Below are 22844 nucleotides of genomic sequence, written 5' to 3'. Positions count from 1 at the left end.
CCCGGCCTCGTCCGCGAACGCCTCGGCGGCGCGCTCGGAGCCGTCCTCGGGCGGCGCCGCGTCGGCGGCGGTCACATCTGCCCCATGGTGCAGGAGGCGCCCGGCTCCTGGGTCTGCTTGCCCTGGACGTACTTGGTGAAGAACTGGTTCACCCGGGGGTCGCTGGCGCTCTCCACGATCAGCTGGGTGCTCCAGGCGTTCAGGGTGATGGTGCCCTTCTCGTCCGGGTACGGGCTCATCAGCGAGTACGGGGTGGTCTTGACCTTGTCGGACAGGGTCTTGATGTCGTCCGGCGTCGCCTTGCCGTTGTACGTCACCCAGACCGCGCCGTGCTCCAGCGAGTGGACGGCGCGCTCGTTCTCGACCGGCTGGTCGTAGACGTGGCCCATGCAGTCCAGCCAGATCGCGTTGTGGTCGCCGCCGACCGGCGGGGTCATCGGGTAGCTGACCTTGTCCTTGACGTGGGTGCGGCTCAGCTCGCCGAAGGTCTGCACGCCCGGGATGTCCGCGTTGGCGGCGGCCTGCTCCTTCTTCTTGCTCTGGTTGGCGTCCATGACGATCCAGGTGCCGGTGGCGATCGCGCCGATCACCAGCACGCCGGCCGCGACCGAGGCGATGACCTTGTTGCGGCGGTCGCGGCGCTGCTCGCCGGCGCGCAGCTCGGCTATCCGGGCGCGGCGGTCGGTCGGGCCGGGCTTGCCGGACTGCTTGCTGGACTGCTTCGAGGCGGAACCCATGGTGGTTGTCCTTGTCCCCGCCGCGCACTGCTGGAGGCGCGGCGGTCAGCTGAAAGAAGGGGAGGGGCGGATCCGCCGGCGGATGCCGGGCGGTGGGTTCCGCTCAGGACCGGTGTACTTGCAGCTCGTGTAGATCGGGTGCCGGATGCGGACCGTCCAGCAGCCCGGCGGGCACCACCCTGGGCAGGGCCTCGGCTGCCGGCGCGAGCGGTGACGCGGCCGGCTGCGGATGCGGCGGCGGGTTCGGAAGCTGGGCGTCCTGCGCGCAGTACGGGTGACTGGAGCAGCCGTTGTCACGGCGCGGCTGCCCGCCGTCGGCGGTGCACCACGTCCAGTGCCGCTGCTCCCCGGCGCGCTGGCGCTGGTCGGAGGCCTTGGCGGCGGGGCCGGCGTGCGGGCCGTGGCCGGCGACCGTCGGGACGGTGGCGGCGGTGATGGTGGTGGTCACGGCGGCGGTGACGGTGGTCGGCGTCGGAGCGGCGTGCGCGCCGACCGCCTTCGACTGGCCGGCGCACGGCAGCGTCGTGAGCAGCGCGACCAGCAGCAGGACCCACAGCACACCCACCGGGCGGCCCGCCGGTGCGGCCCTCCCCGGTCGAGGTGAGCTGGGGGCCGACGCGGTCATGCGCACATTTAATCAGCCGAACGAGTGAAGCGATGCCCCTCCTCCGCCCCGATTTTCGGCCGCTCCCGGACCCGAACACCCCGGAAACGCCCTGCTCCGGGCACATCCGGCAAGCACGGACGGAACGGGACCGAACGCGGGGGTGAACCCGGGGGTGGGCGTGGGGCCGGGCCCCCCGGTGAAACCCGAGGTGGGCGGGGTGGCCGGGAACGGCCCGGCGCTGACCGGTTGTCGCCGAAACCCGGACAGCGTCGTTGCACTTGGAGACAATGACGTCGAGTCCGGCCCCGCCGGGGGCGGCGCGACCACGGACCGACCAGGAGCCGCCAGATGAGCAAGCAGGGTGCCCCCGCACAGTCGCACCGGCCGGACGACGGTTGGTGGGACACGGTCTACGACGGCCCGGCGGGCACCCTCCCCGACACCCCGCACGCGGACCCCGGCGACGGCAGCGTCGACGACTGGTTCGAGACGGCGGTCGGCCTCATCGGCCAGCAGCGCACGGCCGAACCGGAGCCGGTTCCGGACGCGGGGCCGGTTCTGGACGCGGAGCCGGAGCCGGTGTCGGAGCCGGAGCCGGTGTCGGCAGCGGAGCCGGCAACGGACGAGGCGCCGGAACGGGACAGCATCGACGACTGGTTCGACACCGCGATCGGCGTCATCGGACCCCAGCGGGCGGACGAGGAGCGGGTCTTCGCTCCTGACGTCCAGGAAACCGAAGCCGACACCGCCCCCACACCGGTCTCCCTGGACAAGCCCACCCCCGAGCCGGCGCCGGAACCCGAGCCGGAACCCGAGCCGCAATCCGAGCCGGAACCCGAACCCGAGGTCGCCGCCGAGGAGCCCGAGCCCGAGCCCGAAGTCGAGCCCGAAGCCGAGCCCGAGCCCGCCGAGGAACCCGACACCCTCGCCACCGCCACCGCCACCGTCCCCGACCCGCGCCCGGCCGTCCGCTCGCCGCTCGCCGACGACGCCCCCGCCGTGCCGCACGTCGGCGAGCGCCCGCCGACCTACGGGCCCGAACCGACCGCCGTCCCGGAGGCGGACCCGGGCGTCCTCGGGGCGCTCGTGCCGGACACCGTCCTGGAGGGCGCCCAGTACGGGTCGTCCGTCCTGCGCGCCGTCTCCGTCCGCGGCGACTCCGCCCGCTACCGGGGCGAGTCGCGGCGCGACGCGCTGCTGGTCACCAGGTTCGGCGAAGGCCCGGACGGACTGCTGCTCGCCGTGCTCGCCGGCATCGACCGGACCGGCACCGCCGCGGACGAGGCGCTCCCTCCGGAGGCCGTCGCCACCAGCACCCGCGAGGCCTGCCGCCAGCTGGCCTCCGCGGTCGGCCGCAGCCGCGAGGGCCTGGCCGCCGACCTGCGCGACGGCGCCCGGGACCGGCTGCGCTACGGCCTCCAGCGGCTGGCCACCGGCGCCGTCGCCCCGCTGCGCGCGCTCGTGCCCGGGAACGAGGAGGACGGCACGCCGTCCCCGGCCTCGCTGCACTGCCTGCTGCTGTCGCTCGACCCGGCGGTCGGCCACCGGGCGGCCTTCGGGGTCGGCCCGGGCGGGCTCTACCTGCTGCGCTCCGGGCACTGGATCGACGCCTACGCGGCCCGCCTGCTGCACCACCCGGACGGCCGGCAGCCGTCGGAGGAGCCGAGGCCGTTCCGCTTCCGGCTGGTCCCCGCCACCCCGGGCGACGTGCTGCTGCTCTGCACCCCCGGCCTGGCCCGCCCGATCGCCGACGAGCCGGCCGTCGCCCACTTCCTGTCCACCCACTGGGCCCACCCGCATCCGCCCGGCACCGTCGACTTCCTCCGCCAGGTCCAGGTCCGCGCCAAGGGCTACGCCGACGACCGTACGGCGGCCGCCGTCTGGACCGAATGACGGCCGACTGATCGACGGTTCGGAACACCGCCGTCCCGCCGGTGCCGCGCCCGACGCCCGGTCAGCGCGCCTTGGGAAAGACGGCGCGCAGCGCGGAGCCGCGGACGGTGACCGCGGCCCGGAGGACGGGCAGCATGCAGACGACCTGCACGGCGGCGTACCAGGGCGGGCAGACGCCCGGGATCAGGTCGACGCCGATGATGGCGACCGGCATGACGACGGTGAGGGCGCCCAGCCGTTCGAAGGCCCGGCGGGACCCTCGGGAGGCGGCGACCGCCAGCCGGTGGACCAGCACGGCGACCACCGGCAGCAGCACCGCCCGGACCCACATGAACGTGTTCACCGGGTGGCCGCTGCCCGCCACCGCGACGACCGCCAGGAACGCGACGGTGCCGAGCGCGCCGTAGACCTTGACGCCGGCCGTCACGGTGCCGAAGGCCCGCCGGGTACGGGGGTCGTGGAGCAGCTCCGCCTCGGGAGTGCTGGGCATGTCCGTGCGGAGCTTGTCCGTGCTGTGCGTGTTGGTGTCCATGTCCACCGACGCTACGAACCGACCGGCCGGGGCGGTATCGGTCTGGGCCCACGGGCGGGTGGGGCCAGCCCCACTCCCCGGCCGATCGGGGCGGTGGCGGGCTCGGCACGGTGCACAGTGGGAGCACCGTACGGAAGGGGAGAGACGTGGGACGGCTGGGTTCGTGGGTGGCGCGTGCCGGGGTGGGGTTCGTGCGGGCGTGCGTGGTGGCGGCCGTCTGCCTGCTGCTGCCGGCCGTGTGGGCCGCGGCCGTGGCGCTGGGGGTCTGGTGGGGGGCGGGCAACCCGTGGTCGTGGACGGCGCCGTTCGTGCTGGTGTGCGTGGGCACGCTCGCCCTGCCCCGACCCGTCTGCCGGGCCGTCCGCTTCCTCGTCGCGCGGTGGACCGGCACGGTGATCCCCGCCGGATACCGGCAGGCCGGGCCGGTGACGCGGATGTCCACCGGGTTCTGGTGGAACGGCTTCTCCTACGAGCGCACCCGCCGGGACGCGCTGATGGACCAGCGCTGGCGGGTCCGCTGGCGGGACCCGGCGAACTGGCGCGACCTGCGGTTCGCGGGGATCGCGCCGTTCACCGCCGGCCTGCTCGCGTGCCTCCCTCCGGCCGGGGCGGTCGTGGCGGCCCTGGCGGTCCTCGGGTTCGGCGGGCCGGAACCCGCCGCGCGCCTGGCCGGGGCGTTCGGCGCGGTCGTGGCCGTGGCCTCCGCCCCGTACGCCTGGCGGCCCGTCGTACCGGTGGCGGTCCGCTTCCTGCGCCCGTCGCCGGCGATGGCGCTGGCGGAGCGGGTCGCGGAACTGACCGCCCAGCGCGCGGACGTGACGGTCGCGCAGGCCGCCGAGATCCGCCGGATCGAACGGGACCTGCACGACGGGGCGCAGGCCCGCCTGGTCGCGCTCGGGCTCTCCCTGGCGACCGCCGGGAAGCTGATGGAGCGTGAACCCGACCAGGCCAGGGCGCTGATGCGGGACGCGCAGGCCGGTGCCACCGCATCGCTGGCCGAACTCCGCGACCTGATCCGGGGGATCAGCCCGCCGGTGCTGAGCGAGCGGGGGCTCGTCGACGCCGTCCGCGCGCTCGCCCTGGACGTCCCGCTGGAGGTGGCCGTGAGCGCCGACGCCCCGCTGAGCCTGGACCCGCCGATCGAGTCCGCCGTCTACTTCGGCGTCGCCGAGCTGCTGACCAACGCCGTCCGGCACGCCGGGGCGTCCGGGGTGCGGGTCTCCCTCACGCGGGACGGCACCGGTGTCGCCGCCGTGGTCGTCGCCGAGGTCGAGGACGACGGCCGGGGCGGGGCCGGTGTCCGGGCCGGCGGCGGGCTGGCGGGCCTGCGCCGCCGGCTCGCGGCCTTCGACGGCACCCTGGAGGTCACCAGTCCGTCGGGCGGTCCGACCCGTGTCAGGATGACGGTGCCATGCGAATCGTTGTAGCCGAAGACCTCTACCTCCTGCGCGACGGGATGGTCCGCCTGATCGAGGCCTGCGGGCACCAGGTGGTGGCCACGGCCGCCACCGGGCCCGAGACGCTCGACGCGTTGCGCAGGTGGCGCCCGGACGTGTCCGTCATCGACGTCCGCATGCCGCCGACCCAGTCGGACGAGGGGCTGCGGGCGGCCCTCGCCGCCCGCGGCGAGATGCCCGGGCTGCCGGTCCTGATCCTCTCCCAGCACGTCGAGCAGCTGTACGCCCGGGAGCTGTTGTCCGACGGCTCCGGCGGTGTCGGCTACCTCCTCAAGGAGAGCGTGTTCGACGCCGACCAGTTCATCGGTGCCCTGGAGCGCGTCGCGGACGGGGGGACGGCCATGGATCCGGCCGTCATCGCGAGGCTGCTGTCCACCACGCCACCGAGCCGGGGGCTCGAACGGCTCACCGAACGCGAGTACGCCGTGCTCGGGTTGATGGCCGAGGGGCTCTCCAACCAGGCCATCGGCCGCCGGCTCTTCCTGAGCGAGAGCGCCATCGGCAAGTACACCACCGCGATGTTCGGCAAGCTCGGCATCACCGACGACGACGACACCAACCGCCGTGTCCGCGCCGTCCTCACATACCTGAACAAACCCTAGCCCGACGGGCCGCCCGGCCGCAGCCCCCCGGGGTCAGTTGCGCAGGAGGATCGCGGTGACGGCGCCGGCCTGGGTGAGGGCGGCGGGGCGGTGGGTGTCGGGGAGGCCGATGGCGAGGGGGACGGCCAGGCCGTCGAGGAGGGCGCGGATCTGGGTGGCCCGGTCGGCGGCGGGCCCGGGGGTGAAGTGGCCGGTGGCGGTGCCCTCTTCGATGAGGGCGACCAGGTCGGCCTGCCAGGGCGCCTCGATCTCCTGTTGCCCCTGGCGGATCTCGGCGCTGGCGGGGGAGCGCCCCCACACCTCGACCCACAGGATCCAGCGCGGATCGCCCGCCCCGTCGGGCAGGTAGAGGCGCAGGTAGGCGTCGAGCCGCTGCCAGGGGTCGCGCGAGCGGTCGGCGAGGGCGTCGCGGCGCCGGGCGCCGAGCTGGTCCTCGCTCCATCGGAGGGTTTCCAGCAGCAGCTGGTCCTTGCTGCCGAAGTAGTAGAGCAGGTGTCCGGCGCTCATCTGGAGCTGTTTGCCGAGCCCGGCCATGGTGAGTTTGGCGAGCCCGTGTTCGGCGATCGCGGCCCGGGCGGTGGCGAAGACCTCCTCGCGGGGGCGTGCCGGTCGGCGCGGGCGGGGGTCGGCCATGTGCGGTGCGCTCCCTCGGTGGTGCGGGGGTCGGAAGGCTTCGGAAGGCTGCCGGGGCGGGGGAGGTGCCCCCGCCCCGGCAGCCGGGTGGCCCTGGTGTCCAAGGTGGTCCAGGTGCCCCAAGTGGCCTGGGATCAGGCGGACTTCGGCTGCTGCTGGGTGATGCAGTGGATGCCGCCGCCGTTGGCGAAGATCTCGCGGGCGTCGACGAGTTCGACGGTGCGGCCCGGGTAGGCGCGGCCGAGGACGGCGGCGGCCTCCTGGTCGCGCGGGTCGTCGAAGGCGCACAGGATCACGGCGCCGTTGGCCACGTAGTGGTTGATGTAGGAGTAGTCGACCGGTTCGCCGTCCTCGTCCAGCAGGACGGTGGGGGCGGCCAGTTCGATGACCTCCAGTGCCCGGCCCCGGGCGTCGGTGGCGGCGCGCAGGATGGCGACGAGTTCCTGGCAGACCGCGTGGTCCGGGTGGGCGGGGTCCGGCTGGACGTGGGCGACGACGACGCCGGGGCGCACGAAGGAGGCGACGATGTCGATGTGCCCGCGGGTGCCGAACTCGTCGTAGTCGCGGGTGAGTCCGCGCGGCAGCCAGATCGCCTTGGTGGTGCCGAGGAAGGCGTGCAGCTCGGCCTCGACCTCCTCCTTGGTCCAGTCCGCGTTGCGGCCCTCGCCGAGCTGGACGGTCTCGGTGACCAGGACGGTGCCCTCGCCGTCGACGTGGATGCCGCCGCCCTCGTTGATCAGCCGGGAGGCGAAGCGCTGGACGCCCGTCAGTTCGCTGATGTGCTCGGCGATGTGCTGGTCGTTGTCCCAGCGGGCCCAGGACTGGGCGCCCCAGCCGTTGAAGATCCAGTCGGTGGCGGCCAGCGAGCCCTTGCCGTCGATCAGGAAGGACGGGCCGATGTCGCGCATCCAGGCGTCGTCGAGCGGGCGCTCGACGATCTCGACCTGCTCGGAGACGTACCGGCGGGCGTCCGCGGTCTCGCCGGTGTTGACGACCAGGGTGACCGGCTCGTACCGGACGATGGTGTTGGCGACGGCGGCCCAGGCCTCGCGGCCCGCGTGCAGGTTCTCGGGGGTGTCGAAGGTGGGGTTGGTGGTGGGGAAGGCCATCCAGGTGCGGTCGTGCGGGTGCCACTCGGCGGGCATCCGGTAGCCGAGGGAGGCGGGCGTGGGGGTGGTCATCCGGGAGTCCTAGGGGGAGGCGTTCGGGGGGAAGTGCCGACGGAAGCGTCGGTGGAGGTGTCGGCGGAGGTGTCAGAGGAAGTAGAGGCGGCTGAGCGAGACGCTGTCCGCGGGTTCGGAGCGCAGCGGTTCGCCGTCCAGCGAGACCAGGCCGGTCTGGGTGACGTCGACGCGGCCGACCCGGGCGTTGCGGACCATGTCGCGGGGGCCGATGCCGCGGGTGTTGCGGACGCCGACGCGGCGGCGGCGGGTGGGCAGCCCGTCGGCGGGGCGGTCGAGGTAGGCGCCGTCGGCGGCGGCCTGGGCGACGAAGGCGACCGAGATGTCGGCGGCGGTGGCGCCGTGGGCGCCGAACTGCGGTCCGAGGACGAGGGGTTCGCAGGTGTCGGTGGAGGCGTTGGGGTCGCCGACCACGCCGTAGGCGGGGAAGCCGGCCTTCAGGACGAGCTGCGGCTTGGCGCCGAAGTGGTCGGGGCGCCACAGCACGATGTCGGCGAGCTTGCCGACCTCGATGGAGCCGACCTCGTGGGAGAGGCCGTGGGCGATGGCCGGGTTGATGGTGAGCTTGGCGATGTAGCGCAGCACGCGCTCGTTGTCGTCGCCGCCCTCGGTGGTGCCGTAGCCACCGTCCAGGGGGCCGAGTTCGGCCTTCATCTTGCCGGCCATGGCGAAGGTGCGGCGGACGGTCTCGCCGGCGCGGCCCATGCCCTGGGCGTCGGAGGAGGTGATGCCGATGACGCCGAGGTCGTGCAGGACGTCCTCGGCGCCCATGGTGCCGGCGCGGATGCGGTCGCGGGCCATGGCGGCGTCGCCGGGCAGGTCGGTCTTGAGGTCGTGGGCGGAGACGATCATGCCGAAGTGCTCGCCGAGCGCGTCGCGGCCGAACGGCAGGGTGGGGTTGGTGGAGGAGCCGATGACGTTGGGCACGCCCGCCATCTTCAGCACGTTGGGGACGTGTCCGCCGCCGCAGCCCTCGATGTGGAAGGCGTGGATCGTCCGCCCCTCCAGCACCTTGAGCGTGTCCTCCACCGACAGGCACTCGTTCAGGCCGTCGGTGTGCAGGGCGACCTGGACGTCGTACTCCTCGGCGACGCGCAGCGCCGTGTCCAGGGCGCGGGTGTGGGCGCCCATGTCCTCGTGGACCTTGAAGCCGGAGGCGCCGCCCTCGGCCAGGGCCTCGACGAGCGGGGCCGCGTCGGAGGACGAACCGCGGGCCAGGAACCCGATGTTGACGGGCCAGGCGTCGAAGGCGTTGAAGGCGTGGCGCAGCGCCCAGGGGGAGTTGACGCCGACGCCCCAGACCGGGCCGAACTCCTGGCCGATGATCGTGGTGACGCCGGAGGCCAGCGAGGCCTCCATGATCCGCGGCGAGAGCAGGTGGACGTGGGGGTCGATGGAGCCGGCGGTGGCGATCATGCCCTCGCCGGAGACGATGGTGGTGCCGGTGCCGACGACGACGTCCACGCCGTCGAGGGTGTCGGGGTTGCCGGCGCGGCCGATCGAGGCGATCCGGCCGTTGATCAGGCCGATCGAGGTCTTGCGGATGCCCTGGACGGCGTCGATCACCAGGACGTTGCTGATCACCACGTCGCAGGTGTCGCGGACGGCGGCGGCCTTGAGGTGCAGTCCGTCGCGGGCGGTCTTGCCGAAGCCGGCCAGGAACTCCTCGCCGGGGGCCTGCGAGTCGGACTCGACCCGGACGATCAGGCCGGAGTCGCCGAGCCGGATCCGGTCGCCGGCCCGGGGGCCGTGCACCGAGATGTAGTCATGGGGGGTGATGGACGTCATGACGGCACCTCGGCGTCGTCGAAGGCGGTCAGGTAGCCGGTCGCGCGGGCCTTGGCCAGGGCGGCGTCCTTCGCGCCGGGCGCGTCCAGCGGGCCGTCGACCAGGCCGGCGAAGCCGATCGCGACGCGCTCGCCGCCGATCGGCACCAGGCCGACCTGGACGGTGGCGCCCGGGTCGAAGCGCACCGAGGAGCCGGCCGGGACGGCCAGGTGGGTGCCGTAGGCGGCGGCGCGGTCGAAGGCGAGGCGCGGGTTGGCCTCGAAGAAGTGGAAGTGGGAGGTGACCGAGATCGGCACCTGGGAGGTGTTGTGGACGGGCAGCAGCACCGTCTCCTCGACCGGGTCGTAGCCGGCGCCGTCGCCGATCAGCGCACCGCCGGGGGCCTCGTCGCCGAGCGAGCCGGCGCCCCGGAACGGGTCGTTGACGACGGCCAGGCGGGTGCCGTCGTCGAAGACGGCCTCGACCTGGACGACGGTGACGACGTCCGGCACACCGGGCAGCACGTCGGCGGCGGTGAGCACGCTGCGACCGGCCTCGATGGCCTCGGCCAGGCGCCGGCCGTCGCGGGCGGCCTCGCAGACGGCGTCCGCGATCAGGGCGGTGGCCTCGGGGATGTTGAGGCGTACGCCCCGGGCGCGGCGGGCGCGGGCCAGTTCGGCTGCTGTGAAGATCAGCAGCCGGTCCCGCTCGGTGGGGGTCAGTCGCACGGTTCCTCGCTCGCGGTCGCCGGGGGAGGGGGTCGGCTTTCGGGGGCAATGTTAGAACGTCGTTCAAACATCTCGGGCCATTGAACCCGGACCGGGCCGCCCTGTCCAGCGTTGCCGCTCCGCAGGGGTTCGGCTCGCCGGGCGCGCGGCGGGGGTGAAGGCCCGGGGCGGCGGGGGTGAAGGCCTGCGGGGAAGGCGGCGCGGCCGGGGTGCGCCGGGCGCACGGAGCGAGCCGGGGCCGGCCGGGGCCCGGCGCTCGGCGGGGTGCGACGGGGAGCGGGAGGGCGGCGCGGGCCGGCGCCCGGGCGCCGGGCGTGCGCGGGATCGAGCAGGGGCGGGCTCGAAAACAGGCTCTGCGCTTCGCAAACCTGTCCGGCGCGGGCAGTTGGATCACGTGAACCTCCCCGTGCCCCTTTCACCCCACGTGATCGGACGCACACTGTTGCAAACGCCGTCAACTGGGCATGAGGATGGGTGGTCAGAACGTGGGGGCCACCCGGCCGGCGGGGGATCCGGAGGCGGGGGCCCGGATTCGAGGGCGGGGGCATGTGTTGATGGACGGTCAGTCGCGATTCCCGCGGCAGCGGACGAGTTCGGGTGACACCTACCGGTCCGGGCCCGCCCCGGGCGCCGCCGGTGGCACCGGGACGACCCTGCCGGGCACCTCGGCCCCCGGCTGCGCCCTGCACCGCCGGCTGCACCTGACGCTCGACCCGGCCGACCTGGTCGCGGTCGGCGCGGTCCGCCGGCGGCTGCGGACGGCGCTCAGCCACTGGGGGGTGCCGGAGCTGTCGGACACCGCCGAACTGCTCTCCTCCGAGCTGGTCACCAACGCGCTGCTGCACACCGGCAAGGGCGCGGTGTTCGACGCGGTGCTCGGGTCGGACCACCGGCTGCGGATCGAGGTGCAGGACGGCACGACCCGGCTGCCCGGCCGGCGCCGCGATCCGGACGCCGAGTACGCGACCTCGGGGCGCGGCCTGCTGCTGGTGGAGTCGCTCGCGGACGCGTGGGGCGTGCAGCTGCGGGGCGACGGCAAGGTCACCTGGTTCGAGCTCGCCCTGCCCTGAACCCTGCCCTGAGCCCGGCCGCTCGCGGAGCACGGGCGCGGGGCACGGGCGCGGGGCGCGGACACGGGCACGGGCACGGGGCGCTCGGGGCGTGTGGGGGCGCGGGGTGGGCGAGGGCGCGCGGCCCGCCGCACCGTTCGCCGTCGATTCATTCGCCGTCGAAGCATGCCCAGAACAGAAGGCGGAGCGGAAGATTTCCGGCCCGTTGCCATTGCCGCTCGGCCCAACATTGGACAGGATGGTGGGAATGTGTGTCCACGTGCGGGAAGCAGCGGGGAGACCGAACCTCGACCGACCCCGCCCGTCGACACCGTCCGATCCAGCACCACCCATCACACCGCCACGCGGCCCGTCCGGACGGTCGGCACGGTCCGCCACGGCAGCGGCAGGAGCAGCATGCCCACTGAGCCCGAGTCGCCGGGGCCGGCGCTTCCACCCGGTGCGCCCACCGCCGAACCGCAGCAGGCAGCCTCCACCCACACCGCCGGTCCGAACCCCGCCGGCCCCACCGCTCCCGTGACGGTCGACCAGCCCCCCGCCGGCCCCGCCGCGGCCGGGCCGGGCCGGGCGAAGCCGCCCGCGCAGACGGTGCGCCGGCCCGTGCCGCGCCCGGCGCCCGCGCTCGCCGCCGGACGGCTGGCGACGGTGCTCCCCGGCAGCCTGCCGCCCGCCTCCGCGGACACCATGCCGGACTGGCTGGAGCCCGCGATGGCCGCCAACGGCATCGGCTCCTTCGACTGGGACATCCGCCGCGACGTCCTGGAGGGCGACCACCGGGCCTGCGCGATCATCGGCCTGGACAGCATGGACCAGGGCCGCTTCGACCGCACCGCCGGCTCCTTCCTGGCCCTGCTGCACCCCGAGGACGCGCCGGTCGTGCGCCGCCGGGTCGAGCGCGCGGTGGCCGAACTGGGCCAGTGCGGCGCCTACTACCGCACCGTCGGGCCCAACGGCACCATGCGCGCCGTGCGCTTCCGCGGCCGGGTGCTCGCGGACGCCTTCGGCCGGGCCTCGCGGATGGTGGGCTTCGTCTGGGACGCCACCGTCGAACTGCACAAGCGCGACCGCGCCGACCGGATGGCCCTGCTGCGCGAGGAGCGCTCCCGGTTCATCAAGGAGGCGGCCCGCGCCCTCTCCGAAGCCGTCACCGTCCGCGACGTGGCCCGGGTGTTCACCGGACTGCCGCTGCCCGGGTTGCCGCCGGACGGCCTGGTGCTGGCCTCCTTCGAGGCCGGCCGGGCGCAGGTGCTCGGCGCCTCCGGCTACCGGACGGAGGCGCTGGCGGTCTGGGACCGCACGGTGCTGCCGGCCGGGCACCCGGCCGCCGAGGCGGTGCGCCACCGGGCGCCGGTGTTCATCCCGACCCGCGAGGAGTTCCGCGCGTCCTACCCCGAGGTCTGGGAGCCCACCAGCCGTACCGGGCGCGGCTCCTGGGCGTTCCTGCCGCTGGTGGCCAGCGGGCGGGCGATCGGCGTCTGCGTGGTCAGCTTCGACGACGAGCGGGAGCTGGACGCGGACGAGCGCACCCTGCTGTCCACCCTGGGCGGGCTGGTCGCCCAGTCCCTGGCCCGGGCCCGGCTGCACGACGCCGAGCACGAACTGGCGGCCGGCCTCCAGCGGGTGATGCTGCCGCGCACCGTGCCGTCGGTGCCGGGGGTGACGACCGCCGTGCGCTACCTGGCGGCCGGCTCCGGCCTGCAGATCGGCGGCGACTGGTACGACGTGGTGCCGCTGCCGGGCGGGCACGTCGGCCTGGTGATCGGGGACGTCCAGGGCCACGACGTGCACGCCGCCGGGATCATGGGCCAGCTGCGGATCGCGCTGCGCGCCTACGCGGCCGAGGGGCACCCGCCGGCCGCGGTGATGGCCCGCGCCTCCCGCTTCCTCGCCGACCTGGACACCGACCACTTCGCGACCTGCGCCTACGCCGAGGTCAACGTGGACTACGGCGTGGTCTACGCCGTCCGGGCCGGCCACCTCGACCCGGTGGTGCGCCGGGCGGACGGCACCGCCGCCGTGGTGCCGGTGGCCGGCGGGCTGCCGCTGGGCATCGACCCGGACCAGGAGTACCGGGTCACCCGGTTCAGCCTGGACCCGGGCGAGACGGTGCTGCTCTGTACCGACGGCCTGGTCGAGGCGCGCGGCATGGACCTGGACGAGGGCATCGCCCGGCTCACCCGGGCGTTCGCCCGCCCGCTGCCGCCCGCCGAGGAGTCGGCCCGCGACCCGCTGGAGGACCTGGCCGACCGGATCGCCTCCCAGGCCGCCGACTCCAGCGAGCGCGAGGACGACATAGCGCTCCTGCTCCTGCGCTGGGACGGTCCGGCCGGCGGCCTGGCCGCCCAGCAGCTGCGCCGCCGGATCGGCCAGGCCGACCTGGCGCGGATCTCCGAGGTCCGGGCCGAACTGCGCGACGCGCTGCGCCGCTGGGGCGTCGCCGAGTTCATCGACACCGCCGAACTGCTCTCCTCCGAACTGGTCACCAACGCCATCCGGCACACCGACCGGGACGCCATGTTCACCGCCCGGCTCTACCGGGAACCGGCCTCGGACGGCGGCCGGGCCCGGCTGCGGGTCGAGGTGGAGGACGAGTCGGACCTGTGGCCGACCCGCCGGACCCCGGGGGAGCAGGCCTCCTCCGGGCGCGGCCTGATGCTCGTCGAGGCGCTGGCGGACTCCTGGGGCGTGGAGCCGCGCGGGTCCGGCAAGCGGATGTGGTTCGAGCTCAGCGGCACTCCCGTAGCCTGAATCCGGTTACCCGAACTGCTGCTCCAGGTCCTTCAGTTTGCGCTCCAGCGAGTCCAGCCGCGGCAGCGTCACGGTGTCCTCGTCGACGGTCAGGTCGATGGTGCGCCGCTCCGGGCGGGCGGGCAGGCCCGGCTGCGCCACCGTGCCCTCGGCGGGCACCACCGTGCCCTCGGCGGCCTCGACCTCGCGCGGCCCGGCGGGCCGCTCCGCCGCGGGCCCGCCGGCTATGGCGGGTTCCGAGCCGGACTCCAACTGCCGTGCGGCGCCGCCGCGTCCGCGCCAGGCGCTGTTGCTGCGGCTGATCGCCCGGATCTCCGCCCGCTCGCGGCGGCCGGCCAGCCTGCGGCGCTCCCGCTCCACGGCCCGCTCCCGCTTGTCCTCGCGGACCTCGTCCACCGCCTCGTCGAGGCTGCGGACGCCTTCCAGGAGCATCAGCGACCAGGCCGCGTAGGTCTCGCGGGGGGCGCGCAGCCAGCGCACGATGCGGATCTGCGGCAGCGGGCGGGGGACGAGCCCCTGCTCGCGCAGCGCGGCCCGGCGGGTCTGCTTGAGCGCCCGGTCGAACAGGATGGCCGCCGAGAGGGACATGCCGGAGAAGAACTGTGGGGCGCCGGCGTGGCCGAAGCCGCGCGGGGCGTGCACCCAGTTGAACCAGGCCGAGGCGCCGGCGAACAGCCAGACCAGCAGCCGGGAGCCGAGCGCGGCGTCACCGTGGCTGGCCTCGCGGACGGCGAGCACCGAGCAGAACATCGCGGCGCCGTCGAGGCCGAACGGCACGAGGTACTCCCAGCCGCCGGACAGCCCGAGGTTCTGCACCCCGAAGCCGACCAGCCCGTGGAAGGACAGCGCGGCGGCGACACCGGCGCAGCAGAACAGCAGCGTGTACGAGGCGCCGCCGTACAGCGATTCCTTGCGGCGGCGCCGTTCCTCGGAACGCTCCCAGGAATCCGGCCCTCCGGCGGCGGCGGATCCCCGGCTCCGGACCAGGGCCACCAGGAGCGCGCTGACCAGCAGGCCCGCACCTCCGGTGACGGCCCAGCCGAGCGGTATGTCGGACAATTTCATCGCCGGAACCAGCCTCGCTTTCCTGCGTCGCGTTCCTGCGTCGTGATGGCGGGGACCATCATGGCGGATGCTCGGCGGGGGAATGGCTGATTCGGTGCCAATGCGCTGAGTAGGGGGATTTCTGACCCCGCGACAATCGCATTTTCTTACGCATTCGAAGCGGGTTGTTCCCGGAATTCCGGGCTTTTCCAGGCCGGTAATCGCACGTGTTTTCGTCAACCCCGCATGACGCGGGGGCAGCCGCCGCAGATGTCCTCCGGTTGGGCGGTGTACACGAGGCAGCAGCTGGCCCGGGCCCGGTCGGTGCCCGAAGCATCCCCGCACCCGGCCGCCGGCGCGGCGAAACCCGCGCCCGGGGTGAAGGGGGACGGGGCCGGAGCGTGGCCGCCGGTCACGCCGGGCGCGCACGCCGGTGCCGACGCCGCGCCGCCCGCCTGCGGGGGCTCCAACAGCGCGGACAGCTCGGCGCGCGCCCGCTCCTGCTCCCCGAGCAGCCCGCCGGCGTACCAGAGCCCCTCCACCGCCGCGTCCGTGGCCATCGCCCACAGCACCCGCGGCCCGCGCCGCACCTCGGGCCGGAAGGCGGCCAGCACCGGTTCCAGGAACCCGCCCAGCGCGCACCGCAGTTCGCCGGCCAACGCGTCCGCGTCCGGCACCGTACGGGCCTGCGGCGCGCCGGCCGCCGGGTCGTCCGGCAGGCAGGCGAACGCCTCCGGGCGGACCGTCAGCTCCACCCGGTCGGCACCGCGGCGCACCGAGACGTCCTCCGGGCCGAGCAGCAGGACCCGGCGCTCCAGGAACCACGGCAGCGTGAACAGCAGCGAGAGCGGCCACACGACGCGGTGCAGGCCGAAGCCGGCCGCCACGTCCGGGCGCAGCGGCCGCCCGTAGCGGGCCAGGCCCTGCCGGGCGTCGTGGGCGATCAGCTCGCGGACCGCCTCGGGCCGGGTGGTCAGGTCGGCGGCGGGGATCCAGCCGTCGCCGCGGCGGGGCGGGGCGCAGCGCACCCGCAGGACGGGGGCGAGCGCGGTGAGCCGGTGGTACGAGGTCGCGCCGGGGGCGTCGGCGGGTGGTGCGGGGGCGAGGGCGTGCGCCTCGGTGGTGCGGGGGGCGCACGGCGTGGGGCCGGGCCGGGTGCTGCTCGCGGTCATGGGCGGGCCCCATCGGGTCGACCGGGGGGCCGCCCATGGACCGCCCGGCGGTGCCCGGTCGGGGTGGTGGCCCGCCCGGGCCCGGCCGGACCGGGGCAAGGCGGTGCCCGGGGAACGGCAAGGCGAACCCGGCCGGGGTACTGCTCACCCCGGCCAGGTTAGGCTCACCTTAGCTGATCGTCCCCCAGGTCTCGCGGGTGATGCGCCCGTCCGGGGGAGGCCCCGGCGCGTGGGCCCCTTCCGGGGGGAGCCCCGGCGTGCGGGCCCCGTCCGGGAGGGGCCCCGGCGTGCGGGTGGTGCCCAACTGGCGCGCGAGCCAGACCGGCACGCCGCCCAGGGCGTGGACGAGCCGGGCCGCCTCGGCGCGCAACCGGGCGGCCTCGGCCGGCTCGGACACCTCGGCGAGCGCCGCGAGCGCCGGCGCCACCCCCACCGTGAAGCCGAGTTGCTCGCGCAGCCGGAGCGAGGCGTCGAAGCCCTCGCGGGCGTGGTCGCGGTCCCCCCGGGCCAGGGCGAGCGCCGCCAGGTGGCGCCAGGTGTACGAGCGCAGCAGCTCGTCCCCGCGTTCGCCCGCGCCGTCGTGCGCCCGGCGGTAGGCGATCCAGGCGGCGCCGCGGTCGCGCAGCAGGTTCTCGGCGACCAGTCCGCGCCGGAAGTCCAGCAGCGGGCGGCCCGGCGCGTCCGGCGGCAGCAGTGCCGAGGTGCGTCCGAGTGCGGCCTGCGCCTCGTCCAGCCGGTCCCGGGGGCCGAGCACGCTGGCCACGTACGCCAGGAAGCCGCGGGCGCAGGATGCGGCCGCGCGCTGTTCGGTGCTGGCCACCACGGCCTCCGCGAGGCGCAGCGCCTGTTCCGCCTGGGTCCACTGCGCGGCGGTGAACAGGCACTGCTCGATGAGGAGTTCGGCCCGTGCCAGGGCCGCCGTCGGGTCCTGTTCGGCGGCCGGGCGCAGCAGTTCGGCCGCCTCCTGCCAGCACCCCCGGGACCTCAGTCGCCACACGGTGTCGCCCGGCTCCTCCGCTGCCGCCCGCCCCCGCCCGTTCGGGCCGTTCGGGCCCCATCCGTGCTCTGACAACGCCACCTCCTTGTGTGCGCCATCCAGCGGGGCGCGGCCCTGCCCGCGTCGCCGCCGTCGACTGTCGGCGGCACGGCGACGGCAGCGCAAGGGCCCGCGCTGTGGCGGCAATTCAACACGGGGGTGAGCTTGTGCACCAGATCACGAGCGGAGGTTCTTGCATTCGCGGGGGAAATGATCTAGGGCTCGCCTGATCCACAAGGCACGTCCTGGCGGACGCGCCCCGGTGGCTGGCGGTCGGTCAGGACGTCCAGCCGGTTTCCATCAGGGCCTCGGCGGCGCCGTTGGCGGGCTGCGGCACCCCCGCCAGGTCCAGGCTGAACAGGGCGACCAGCAGCTGTTCGCCGCGCACGGTGGCCTGGTGGGAGTAGCCGGCCAGGGTGAACATGGCGGCGGCCATCTCCTCGGCGTGCAGGGTCTGCAGCCACAGGCACTCGACGGACTTCACGTCGGCCGGCTCGGTCCAGGTGTCCACCTGGGCGACCATCCGGCTGCCCAGCAGGGTCACCCCGTCGCGCTCCTGGGCCTCGGTCAGTTCCAGGTCGTCGAAGCCGAGCCACTCCAGGTACCGGGCGGCGGTGAAGACCGCGTCCTGCGAGGTGCGCACCGGGTGCGGGCGGAACGGCGCGCGGTGGCGGAACGGCTTGGGCTGGCCGCCGGAGCCGCCGGGCGGGGCGGGCACCGGGGCGCCCATCGGGTGGGCCGGGTAGGGGCGGGAGGCCTGCGGGCCGGGGGTGGCGAGCGGGCCGGCCGTGCCGCCGCCGAGCCGGGTGGTGCGGTCCACCGGCAGCCGGACGGTGGCGCCGCAGTTGCAGGTGAACTCGGGCTGCGGCCACTGGTCGGAGCGGCCGCAGTGCGGACAGCGCATGCTCAGCCAGGAGTCCTCCCAGGAGCGGAACCGCACCTGCACCGGCACCCCGCCGCGCAGCAGCGGCACCTTCAGCGAGGCGCCGCACGGACAGGGCAGCGACGGCGGCTCGTAGAGGTGCTCGCGGCGGCAGGCGGGGCAGCGGATCGCCCGGGCGCCACCGCCCGCCCCGTGCCCTGGCCTCGCGGGGTCGTGTCCGGTGAAGTCTTCGGGCAGTCCGGCCATCGCGGGCTCCGTCCGTTCGAGTCGGGTGGTGGAACGGTTTCCATGCTCCCCGAAACGTTGGGTCCTTGGCGCGGAATGGGGCAATCCTCAGGGTCGGATCAGGGGTGTGCGCCCGGTCGGTTCCCACCACGGGTGCTTCGGACACCCCGGTCGGCGGGGTGCGGTCAGCCGGCGGACCAGCGGGCCAGGTCGGCGGGGGTGTCCAGGTCGTCCGGGACGGCGACGTCGGCGCACTCGACCAGCGTGACCGCGTCCGGGTGCGCGGCCAGCAGGGTGCGGGCCCCGGCGTCGCCGGACGCGCCCGCGGCCGCCTCCGCGAAGTGCCGGGCGCCGATCAGCACCGGGTGCCCGCGCCGCCCGCCGTAGGCCGCCGCGGCCAGTTCCGCGCCGGCCCGGTGCGCGGCCAGCAACCGGGCCACCGCGGCCGCGGTGACGCCCGGGGTGTCCACCAGCATCACCAGCACCGCCGACACCTCCGGCGCCAGCGCGGCCAGCCCGGCGCGCAGCGAGGAGCCCATGCCGCCCGCCCAGTCCGGGTTGGCCACCAGCCGGCAGCCCGGCAGGTGCGCCGTCGAGCGGACGCGGTCGCCGGCCGCGCCCAGCACCACCGTGACGTCCGCGCAGCCGCCCGCCCGCACCACCGCCACCGCGTGCTCGACCAGCGGGCGGCCCGCGTACCGGATCAGGGCCTTGGGCCGCCCGCCGAGGCGTCGCCCGCCCCCGGCGGCGAGCACCAGCGCGGCAACGGGCCCGGTCGGGTCTTCGGTGGTCTGCATGGGCCCAGCCTGCCCGCCGGGGCCGCCGCCGCGCAGCCGTACGAACCCACAGTTGTACGAATGCACAAGGGGAACCCGCAGGTGGTGGCCGCCCCCCGGCGGTTCGGCCGCTGGTCCTGCGGCCCGCCGGCCCCTGTACTGGGTCGATGAACACCGCACCTGGGTCGATGAACACCGCACCGCGCCCGCTTCTGGACCGTTTCGGCCGCGTCCACACCGACCTGCGGGTCTCGCTGACCGACCGCTGCAACCTGCGCTGCACCTACTGCATGCCGGCCGAGGGCCTGGACTGGCTGCCGAGGGCGCAGACGCTGGACGACGACGAGGTGGTGCGGCTGGTGCGGATCGCGGTCGGGCGGCTGGGGATCGCCTCGGTGCGGCTGACCGGCGGGGAGCCGCTGCTGCGGCGGGGCCTGCCGGACCTGGTGGGGCGGATCGCCGCGCTGGGGCCGGAGGTGTCGCTGACGACGAACGGGATCGGGCTGGCCCGCACGGCGGTGGCGCTGCGGGCGGCGGGGCTGGAGCGGGTGAACGTCAGCCTGGACACGCTGCGCCCGGAGCGGTTCGCGCGGATCACGCGGCGGGACCGGATCGAGGACGTGTTCGCGGGCCTGGCGGCGGCGCGGGCGGCGGGGCTGGGGCCGGTGAAGGTGAACGCGGTGCCGGTGCGCGGGGTGAACGAGGACGAGATCCCGGAGCTGGCGGCCTTCGCGGTGGAGCACGGGTACCGGATGCGGTTCATCGAGTCGATGCCGTTGGACGCGCAGGGCGCCTGGGACCGTTCGGCGATGGTCACCGCCGCGGAGGTCCTGGAGCGGCTCGGGGAGCGCTTCGACCTGGTGCCCGTGGGGCGGCGGGGCAACGCCCCGGCGGAGGAGTGGCGGGTCGCGGGCACGGACGCCGTCATCGGGGTGATCGCCTCCGTGACCCGCCCGTTCTGCGGGGGCTGCGACCGGGTCCGGCTCACCGCCGACGGCCAGTTGCGCAACTGCCTGTTCGCGACGGAGGAGTCCGATCTGCGGGCGCTGCTGCGCGGCGGTGCCGACGACGACCGGATCGAGGCGGCCTGGCGGGCCTCGGTGGCCGGGAAGGGGCCCGGACACGCCGTCAACTCCGCGGACTTCGTCCGGCCCGACCGCCCGATGTCCGCCATCGGCGGCTGACGCCCGGGGTGTGAGCTTCGACATGGTCGGCGGGGTTCGCGTGGCGCCGCCTTGACCTGCTCTTGGGGTGGCTGATCTGCTGGTTCGCCGTCAACCCGCCCCAGATCCCGGGAGTTATCCGTGCCCGCCCGCCGCACCGCCCTGTCCGCCGCCACCGTGTTCCTGATATGCGCGCTCGCGCTGGCCGGCTGGCTGCTCGGCGGCCGTGACCACAAGAGCGGCGACTCCGCCGCACCCGCCGGGGGCCTGGGCACCAGCCCGCTGCAGAACCCGGACGGCACCAAGCCGGGCCTGGCCCCGCTGACCACGCCCGAGGAGCAGAAGGCGGGCCGGGACGTGATAGCCAAGGTCGCCACCGCCGCCGCCGGCCCCAAGGACGGCTACGACCGCAACGAGTTCGGCCCCGCCTGGACGGACAACGTCGACGGCGTCCCGCTCGGCCACAACAACTGCGACACCCGCAACGACCTGCTCGCCCGCGACGGCACCGCCGTCGAGCGCAAGGACGGCTCGAACTGCGTCGTCACCGCGATGACCATCTACGACCCGTACACCGGCAAGAACGTCCAGTGGACCAAGCAGCAGGCCACGAAGATCCAGATCGACCACGTGATGCCGCTGTCCTACGACTGGCAGCTGGGCGCCGCCAAGTGGGACAAGGCCAAGCGCGTCCAGATCGCCAACGACCCGCTCAACCTGATCCCCGCCGACGGCTCGCAGAACGCCTCCAAGGGCGACTCCGGCCCGGCCACCTGGCTGCCCGCCAACACCGCCGTCCGCTGCTCCTACGCCGTCCGCTTCGCCCAGGTCTCCCTGAAGTACCAGCTCCCCGTCACCGTGGCCGACAAGCAGGCCATGCTGCAGCAGTGCGGAGGCTGAGGAATCGTTACGGCAGGTGCTGGTGTGACGCGGGCGGGCGCCGGGTGGTATTCGTGGGCGGTGCACTCGTCGAACCCCCGCCGCCCGCTCCGCGTCCTGCTCACCGTCGCCCTCCTCGTGCTCGCCGCGGGCTGCACCGGGCCGTCCGACCCGGGCGCCCGCCGGCCCGGCACAGCGGCCGCGGCCGCGGCCGGGCCCCAGGACCTGGTGCCCGGCACGGCCGCCCCCGCGCTCGCGGCCCTGTACCTCCAGCCGCTGGACTGGAAGGACTGCCCGGACCGGCCCGAGCGCCCGGCCGGGGAGCCGGTCGCGCAGTGCACCGGACTCAAGGTCCCGCTGGACTACGCCGATCCGGGCGGCGAGACGATCGACGTCGCCGTCTCCCGGATCCGCGCCACCGAGGCCGACCGGCGGATCGGGGCACTGGTGCTCAACCCCGGCGGGCCGGGCAACTCCGGCGTGGACCGGGTGGTCTGGGGCTGGGAGGACTACCGCGGCACCCTCTCCGACCACTTCGACCTGGTCGGCTTCGACCCGCGCGGCGCCGGCCGCACCACCCCCGTGCACTGCCTCGACGACCGCACCCGGGACGAGTGGACCAGCACCGACGACCCCGGCTACGACCGCGGCCGGGTGCTCGCCGACGCCTGCCAGGCCCGGTACGCCACCCTGCTGCCCCACCTCTCCACCCGTGACACCGCCCGCGACCTGGACGTGCTGCGCGGCGCCCTGGGCGAACGGCGGCTCGACTTCCTCGGCAGCTCCTACGGCACCTACCTGGGCGCCCTCTACGCCGAGGAGTTCCCCGCCCGCACCGGCCGCCTCGCCCTGGACGGCGCCTTCGAGCGCAGCCTCGACCCGGTCCGGATGAACGTCGAGGCCGCCGCCGCCACCGAGACCGCGCTGCGGGACTTCGCCGCCGACTGCGCGGGCCGCGACGGCTGCCCGCTCGGCCGCGACCGCGCCGCCGCCCCGCAGCGGCTCGCCGACTTCCTGGACGGCCTGCGCGCGCACCCGCTGCCCGCCGCCGACGGCCGCCGCCTCACCGCCACCCTGGCCTGGAACGGCACCCTCGACACCCTCTACGACGGCCACCGCTCCTGGGAGCGGCTGCGCCAGGCCCTCGACCCGGCGATCACCCGCGGCGACGCCGCCGAACTGCTCGCCCTCGCCGACGGCGCCAACGGCCGCGCCGAGGACGGCGGATACTCCACCGCGGCGGACGCCTTCGTCGCCATCAGCTGCGCGGACGCCCTGATGGCCCCCGGCGCCGGGGACCTGCGCACCGACCGCGCCGAACTCGCCACCCGCGCCCCGCTGATGAGCCGGCACGACACCTCGGCGGCGCTGTTCGCCCCGGACTGCCGCTCCTGGCCGTACCGCACCGCCGAACGGCCCGCCCGGATCCGGGCCGAGGGCAGCGCCCCGATCCTGGTGGTCGGCTCCACCGCCGACCCGGTCACGCCGTACCCGTGGGCGCAGCGGATGGCCTCCAACCTCGCCGACGCCGTCCTGCTCACCCGGGACGGCGACGGGCACACCGGCTACGACAAGAGCGGGTGCGTGCGGGACGCGGTGGCGGCGTTCCTGGTGGACGGCACGCTGCCCGCCGCCGGGACGCACTGCCCGTCCGCCTGACGGGGGCTGGCGCGGTCTGACGGGGGCTTTCCCGCGGGGGCAACGCGAAGGG

General features: G+C 75.2%; 20 protein-coding genes. 8 read left to right on the top strand and 12 right to left on the bottom strand.

Annotation, left to right across the window (positions count from 1 at the left end; genetic code table 11):
* Positions 1–71: 71 nt before the first annotated feature.
* Both ACFVTF_RS09065 and ACFVTF_RS09060 read right to left on the bottom strand, forming a co-directional pair.
* Entirely contained in the window at positions 72–737 is a 666-nt protein-coding gene (locus ACFVTF_RS09065; protein ID WP_363584094.1) for a DUF3105 domain-containing protein, read from the bottom strand.
* A 103-nt stretch (positions 738–840) separates the two neighbouring features.
* Positions 841–1362: a hypothetical protein gene (locus ACFVTF_RS09060; protein WP_387811151.1), complete on the bottom strand. Its 522-nt coding sequence runs from the start codon at positions 1360–1362 to the stop codon at positions 841–843.
* 330 nt (positions 1363–1692) lie between these two features.
* On the opposite strand from ACFVTF_RS09060, the gene ACFVTF_RS09055 reads away from it, so the two are divergent.
* The gene (locus tag ACFVTF_RS09055; RefSeq protein WP_387811148.1) at positions 1693–3237 is read left to right on the top strand and encodes a hypothetical protein; all 1545 of its coding nucleotides are present in this window, start codon (positions 1693–1695) and stop codon (positions 3235–3237) included.
* Positions 3238–3298: 61 nt separating this feature from the next.
* Here ACFVTF_RS09055 and ACFVTF_RS09050 read toward each other — a convergent pair whose 3' ends face one another.
* The gene (locus ACFVTF_RS09050; RefSeq protein ID WP_387811145.1) at positions 3299–3769 is read right to left on the bottom strand and encodes a hypothetical protein; all 471 of its coding nucleotides are present in this window, start codon (positions 3767–3769) and stop codon (positions 3299–3301) included.
* 146 nt (positions 3770–3915) lie between these two features.
* Here ACFVTF_RS09050 and ACFVTF_RS09045 point away from each other — a divergent pair, with 146 nt between their 5' ends.
* A complete protein-coding gene (locus tag ACFVTF_RS09045) occupies positions 3916–5196 on the top strand; it encodes a sensor histidine kinase (RefSeq protein WP_387811142.1) in 1281 nt (426 codons plus the stop codon).
* Positions 5181–5828, top strand: coding sequence for a response regulator (locus ACFVTF_RS09040; protein WP_371516485.1), 648 nt, complete (start codon positions 5181–5183; stop codon positions 5826–5828). Before ACFVTF_RS09045 ends, ACFVTF_RS09040 begins: the two co-directional genes overlap by 16 nt.
* 33 nt (positions 5829–5861) lie before the next feature.
* Here the strand turns inward: ACFVTF_RS09040 and ACFVTF_RS09035 are convergent, their stop codons facing one another.
* The 4 genes from ACFVTF_RS09035 to ACFVTF_RS09020 form a co-directional block, all read right to left on the bottom strand.
* Positions 5862–6461: a TetR/AcrR family transcriptional regulator gene (locus ACFVTF_RS09035; RefSeq protein WP_371516484.1), complete on the bottom strand. Its 600-nt coding sequence runs from the start codon at positions 6459–6461 to the stop codon at positions 5862–5864.
* A 134-nt stretch (positions 6462–6595) separates the two neighbouring features.
* Positions 6596–7642, bottom strand: a complete 1047-nt coding sequence (locus ACFVTF_RS09030; protein WP_371516482.1) for an agmatine/peptidylarginine deiminase — start codon at positions 7640–7642, stop codon at positions 6596–6598.
* Between the two features lie 72 nt (positions 7643–7714).
* The gene (locus tag ACFVTF_RS09025; RefSeq protein WP_387811137.1) at positions 7715–9430 is read right to left on the bottom strand and encodes an urease subunit alpha; all 1716 of its coding nucleotides are present in this window, start codon (positions 9428–9430) and stop codon (positions 7715–7717) included.
* Positions 9427–10137, bottom strand: coding sequence for an urease subunit gamma (locus tag ACFVTF_RS09020; protein ID WP_371516480.1), 711 nt, complete (start codon positions 10135–10137; stop codon positions 9427–9429). Before ACFVTF_RS09020 ends, ACFVTF_RS09025 begins: the two co-directional genes overlap by 4 nt.
* Before the next feature lie 554 nt (positions 10138–10691).
* Here ACFVTF_RS09020 and ACFVTF_RS09015 point away from each other — a divergent pair.
* Complete coding sequence (locus ACFVTF_RS09015; RefSeq protein WP_371516479.1) at positions 10692–11207, top strand: ATP-binding protein; 516 nt, start codon at positions 10692–10694, stop codon at positions 11205–11207.
* Positions 11208–11603: 396 nt separating this feature from the next.
* Positions 11604–13955 (top strand): SpoIIE family protein phosphatase, encoded by a 2352-nt coding sequence (locus ACFVTF_RS09010; RefSeq protein ID WP_387811132.1) that lies wholly within the window; start codon positions 11604–11606, stop codon positions 13953–13955.
* Positions 13956–13961: 6 nt separating this feature from the next.
* On the opposite strand, the gene ACFVTF_RS09005 is transcribed toward ACFVTF_RS09010, so the two are convergent.
* The 5 genes from ACFVTF_RS09005 to ACFVTF_RS08985 form a co-directional block, all read right to left on the bottom strand.
* Positions 13962–15020 carry a DUF2637 domain-containing protein gene (locus tag ACFVTF_RS09005; protein WP_371516477.1) on the bottom strand — a complete coding sequence of 353 codons (1059 nt, stop codon included), beginning with the start codon at positions 15018–15020 and terminating at the stop codon, positions 13962–13964.
* Between the two features lie 215 nt (positions 15021–15235).
* Positions 15236–16171 carry a (2Fe-2S)-binding protein gene (locus tag ACFVTF_RS09000; protein ID WP_387811129.1) on the bottom strand — a complete coding sequence of 312 codons (936 nt, stop codon included), beginning with the start codon at positions 16169–16171 and terminating at the stop codon, positions 15236–15238.
* 169 nt (positions 16172–16340) lie between these two features.
* Positions 16341–17243: a hypothetical protein gene (locus ACFVTF_RS08995; RefSeq protein WP_387811127.1), complete on the bottom strand. Its 903-nt coding sequence runs from the start codon at positions 17241–17243 to the stop codon at positions 16341–16343.
* Between the two features lie 241 nt (positions 17244–17484).
* Complete coding sequence (locus ACFVTF_RS08990) at positions 17485–18336, bottom strand: hypothetical protein (protein WP_387811124.1); 852 nt, start codon at positions 18334–18336, stop codon at positions 17485–17487.
* 164 nt (positions 18337–18500) lie between these two features.
* Entirely contained in the window at positions 18501–19112 is a 612-nt protein-coding gene (locus ACFVTF_RS08985) for an NTP transferase domain-containing protein (RefSeq protein WP_371516473.1), read from the bottom strand.
* A 146-nt stretch (positions 19113–19258) separates the two neighbouring features.
* Here ACFVTF_RS08985 and moaA point away from each other — a divergent pair, with 146 nt between their 5' ends.
* The 3 genes from moaA to ACFVTF_RS08970 all read left to right on the top strand — a co-directional run bounded on the left by moaA (position 19259) and on the right by ACFVTF_RS08970 (position 22792).
* Complete coding sequence (gene moaA / locus ACFVTF_RS08980) at positions 19259–20275, top strand: GTP 3',8-cyclase MoaA (protein WP_387811121.1); 1017 nt, start codon at positions 19259–19261, stop codon at positions 20273–20275.
* 120 nt (positions 20276–20395) lie between these two features.
* Positions 20396–21154 carry an HNH endonuclease family protein gene (locus tag ACFVTF_RS08975; RefSeq protein ID WP_350881552.1) on the top strand — a complete coding sequence of 253 codons (759 nt, stop codon included), beginning with the start codon at positions 20396–20398 and terminating at the stop codon, positions 21152–21154.
* A 60-nt stretch (positions 21155–21214) separates the two neighbouring features.
* Positions 21215–22792 (top strand): alpha/beta hydrolase, encoded by a 1578-nt coding sequence (locus tag ACFVTF_RS08970; protein WP_371516471.1) that lies wholly within the window; start codon positions 21215–21217, stop codon positions 22790–22792.
* Positions 22793–22844 lie beyond the last annotated feature (52 nt).

The sequence above is a fragment of the Kitasatospora sp. NPDC057940 genome (assembly GCF_042887425.1).
Classification (GTDB): domain Bacteria; phylum Actinomycetota; class Actinomycetes; order Streptomycetales; family Streptomycetaceae; genus Kitasatospora.
The sequence above is the reverse complement of the archived record's forward strand: the minus strand, read 5'-3'. Positions and strand labels throughout refer to the sequence as shown.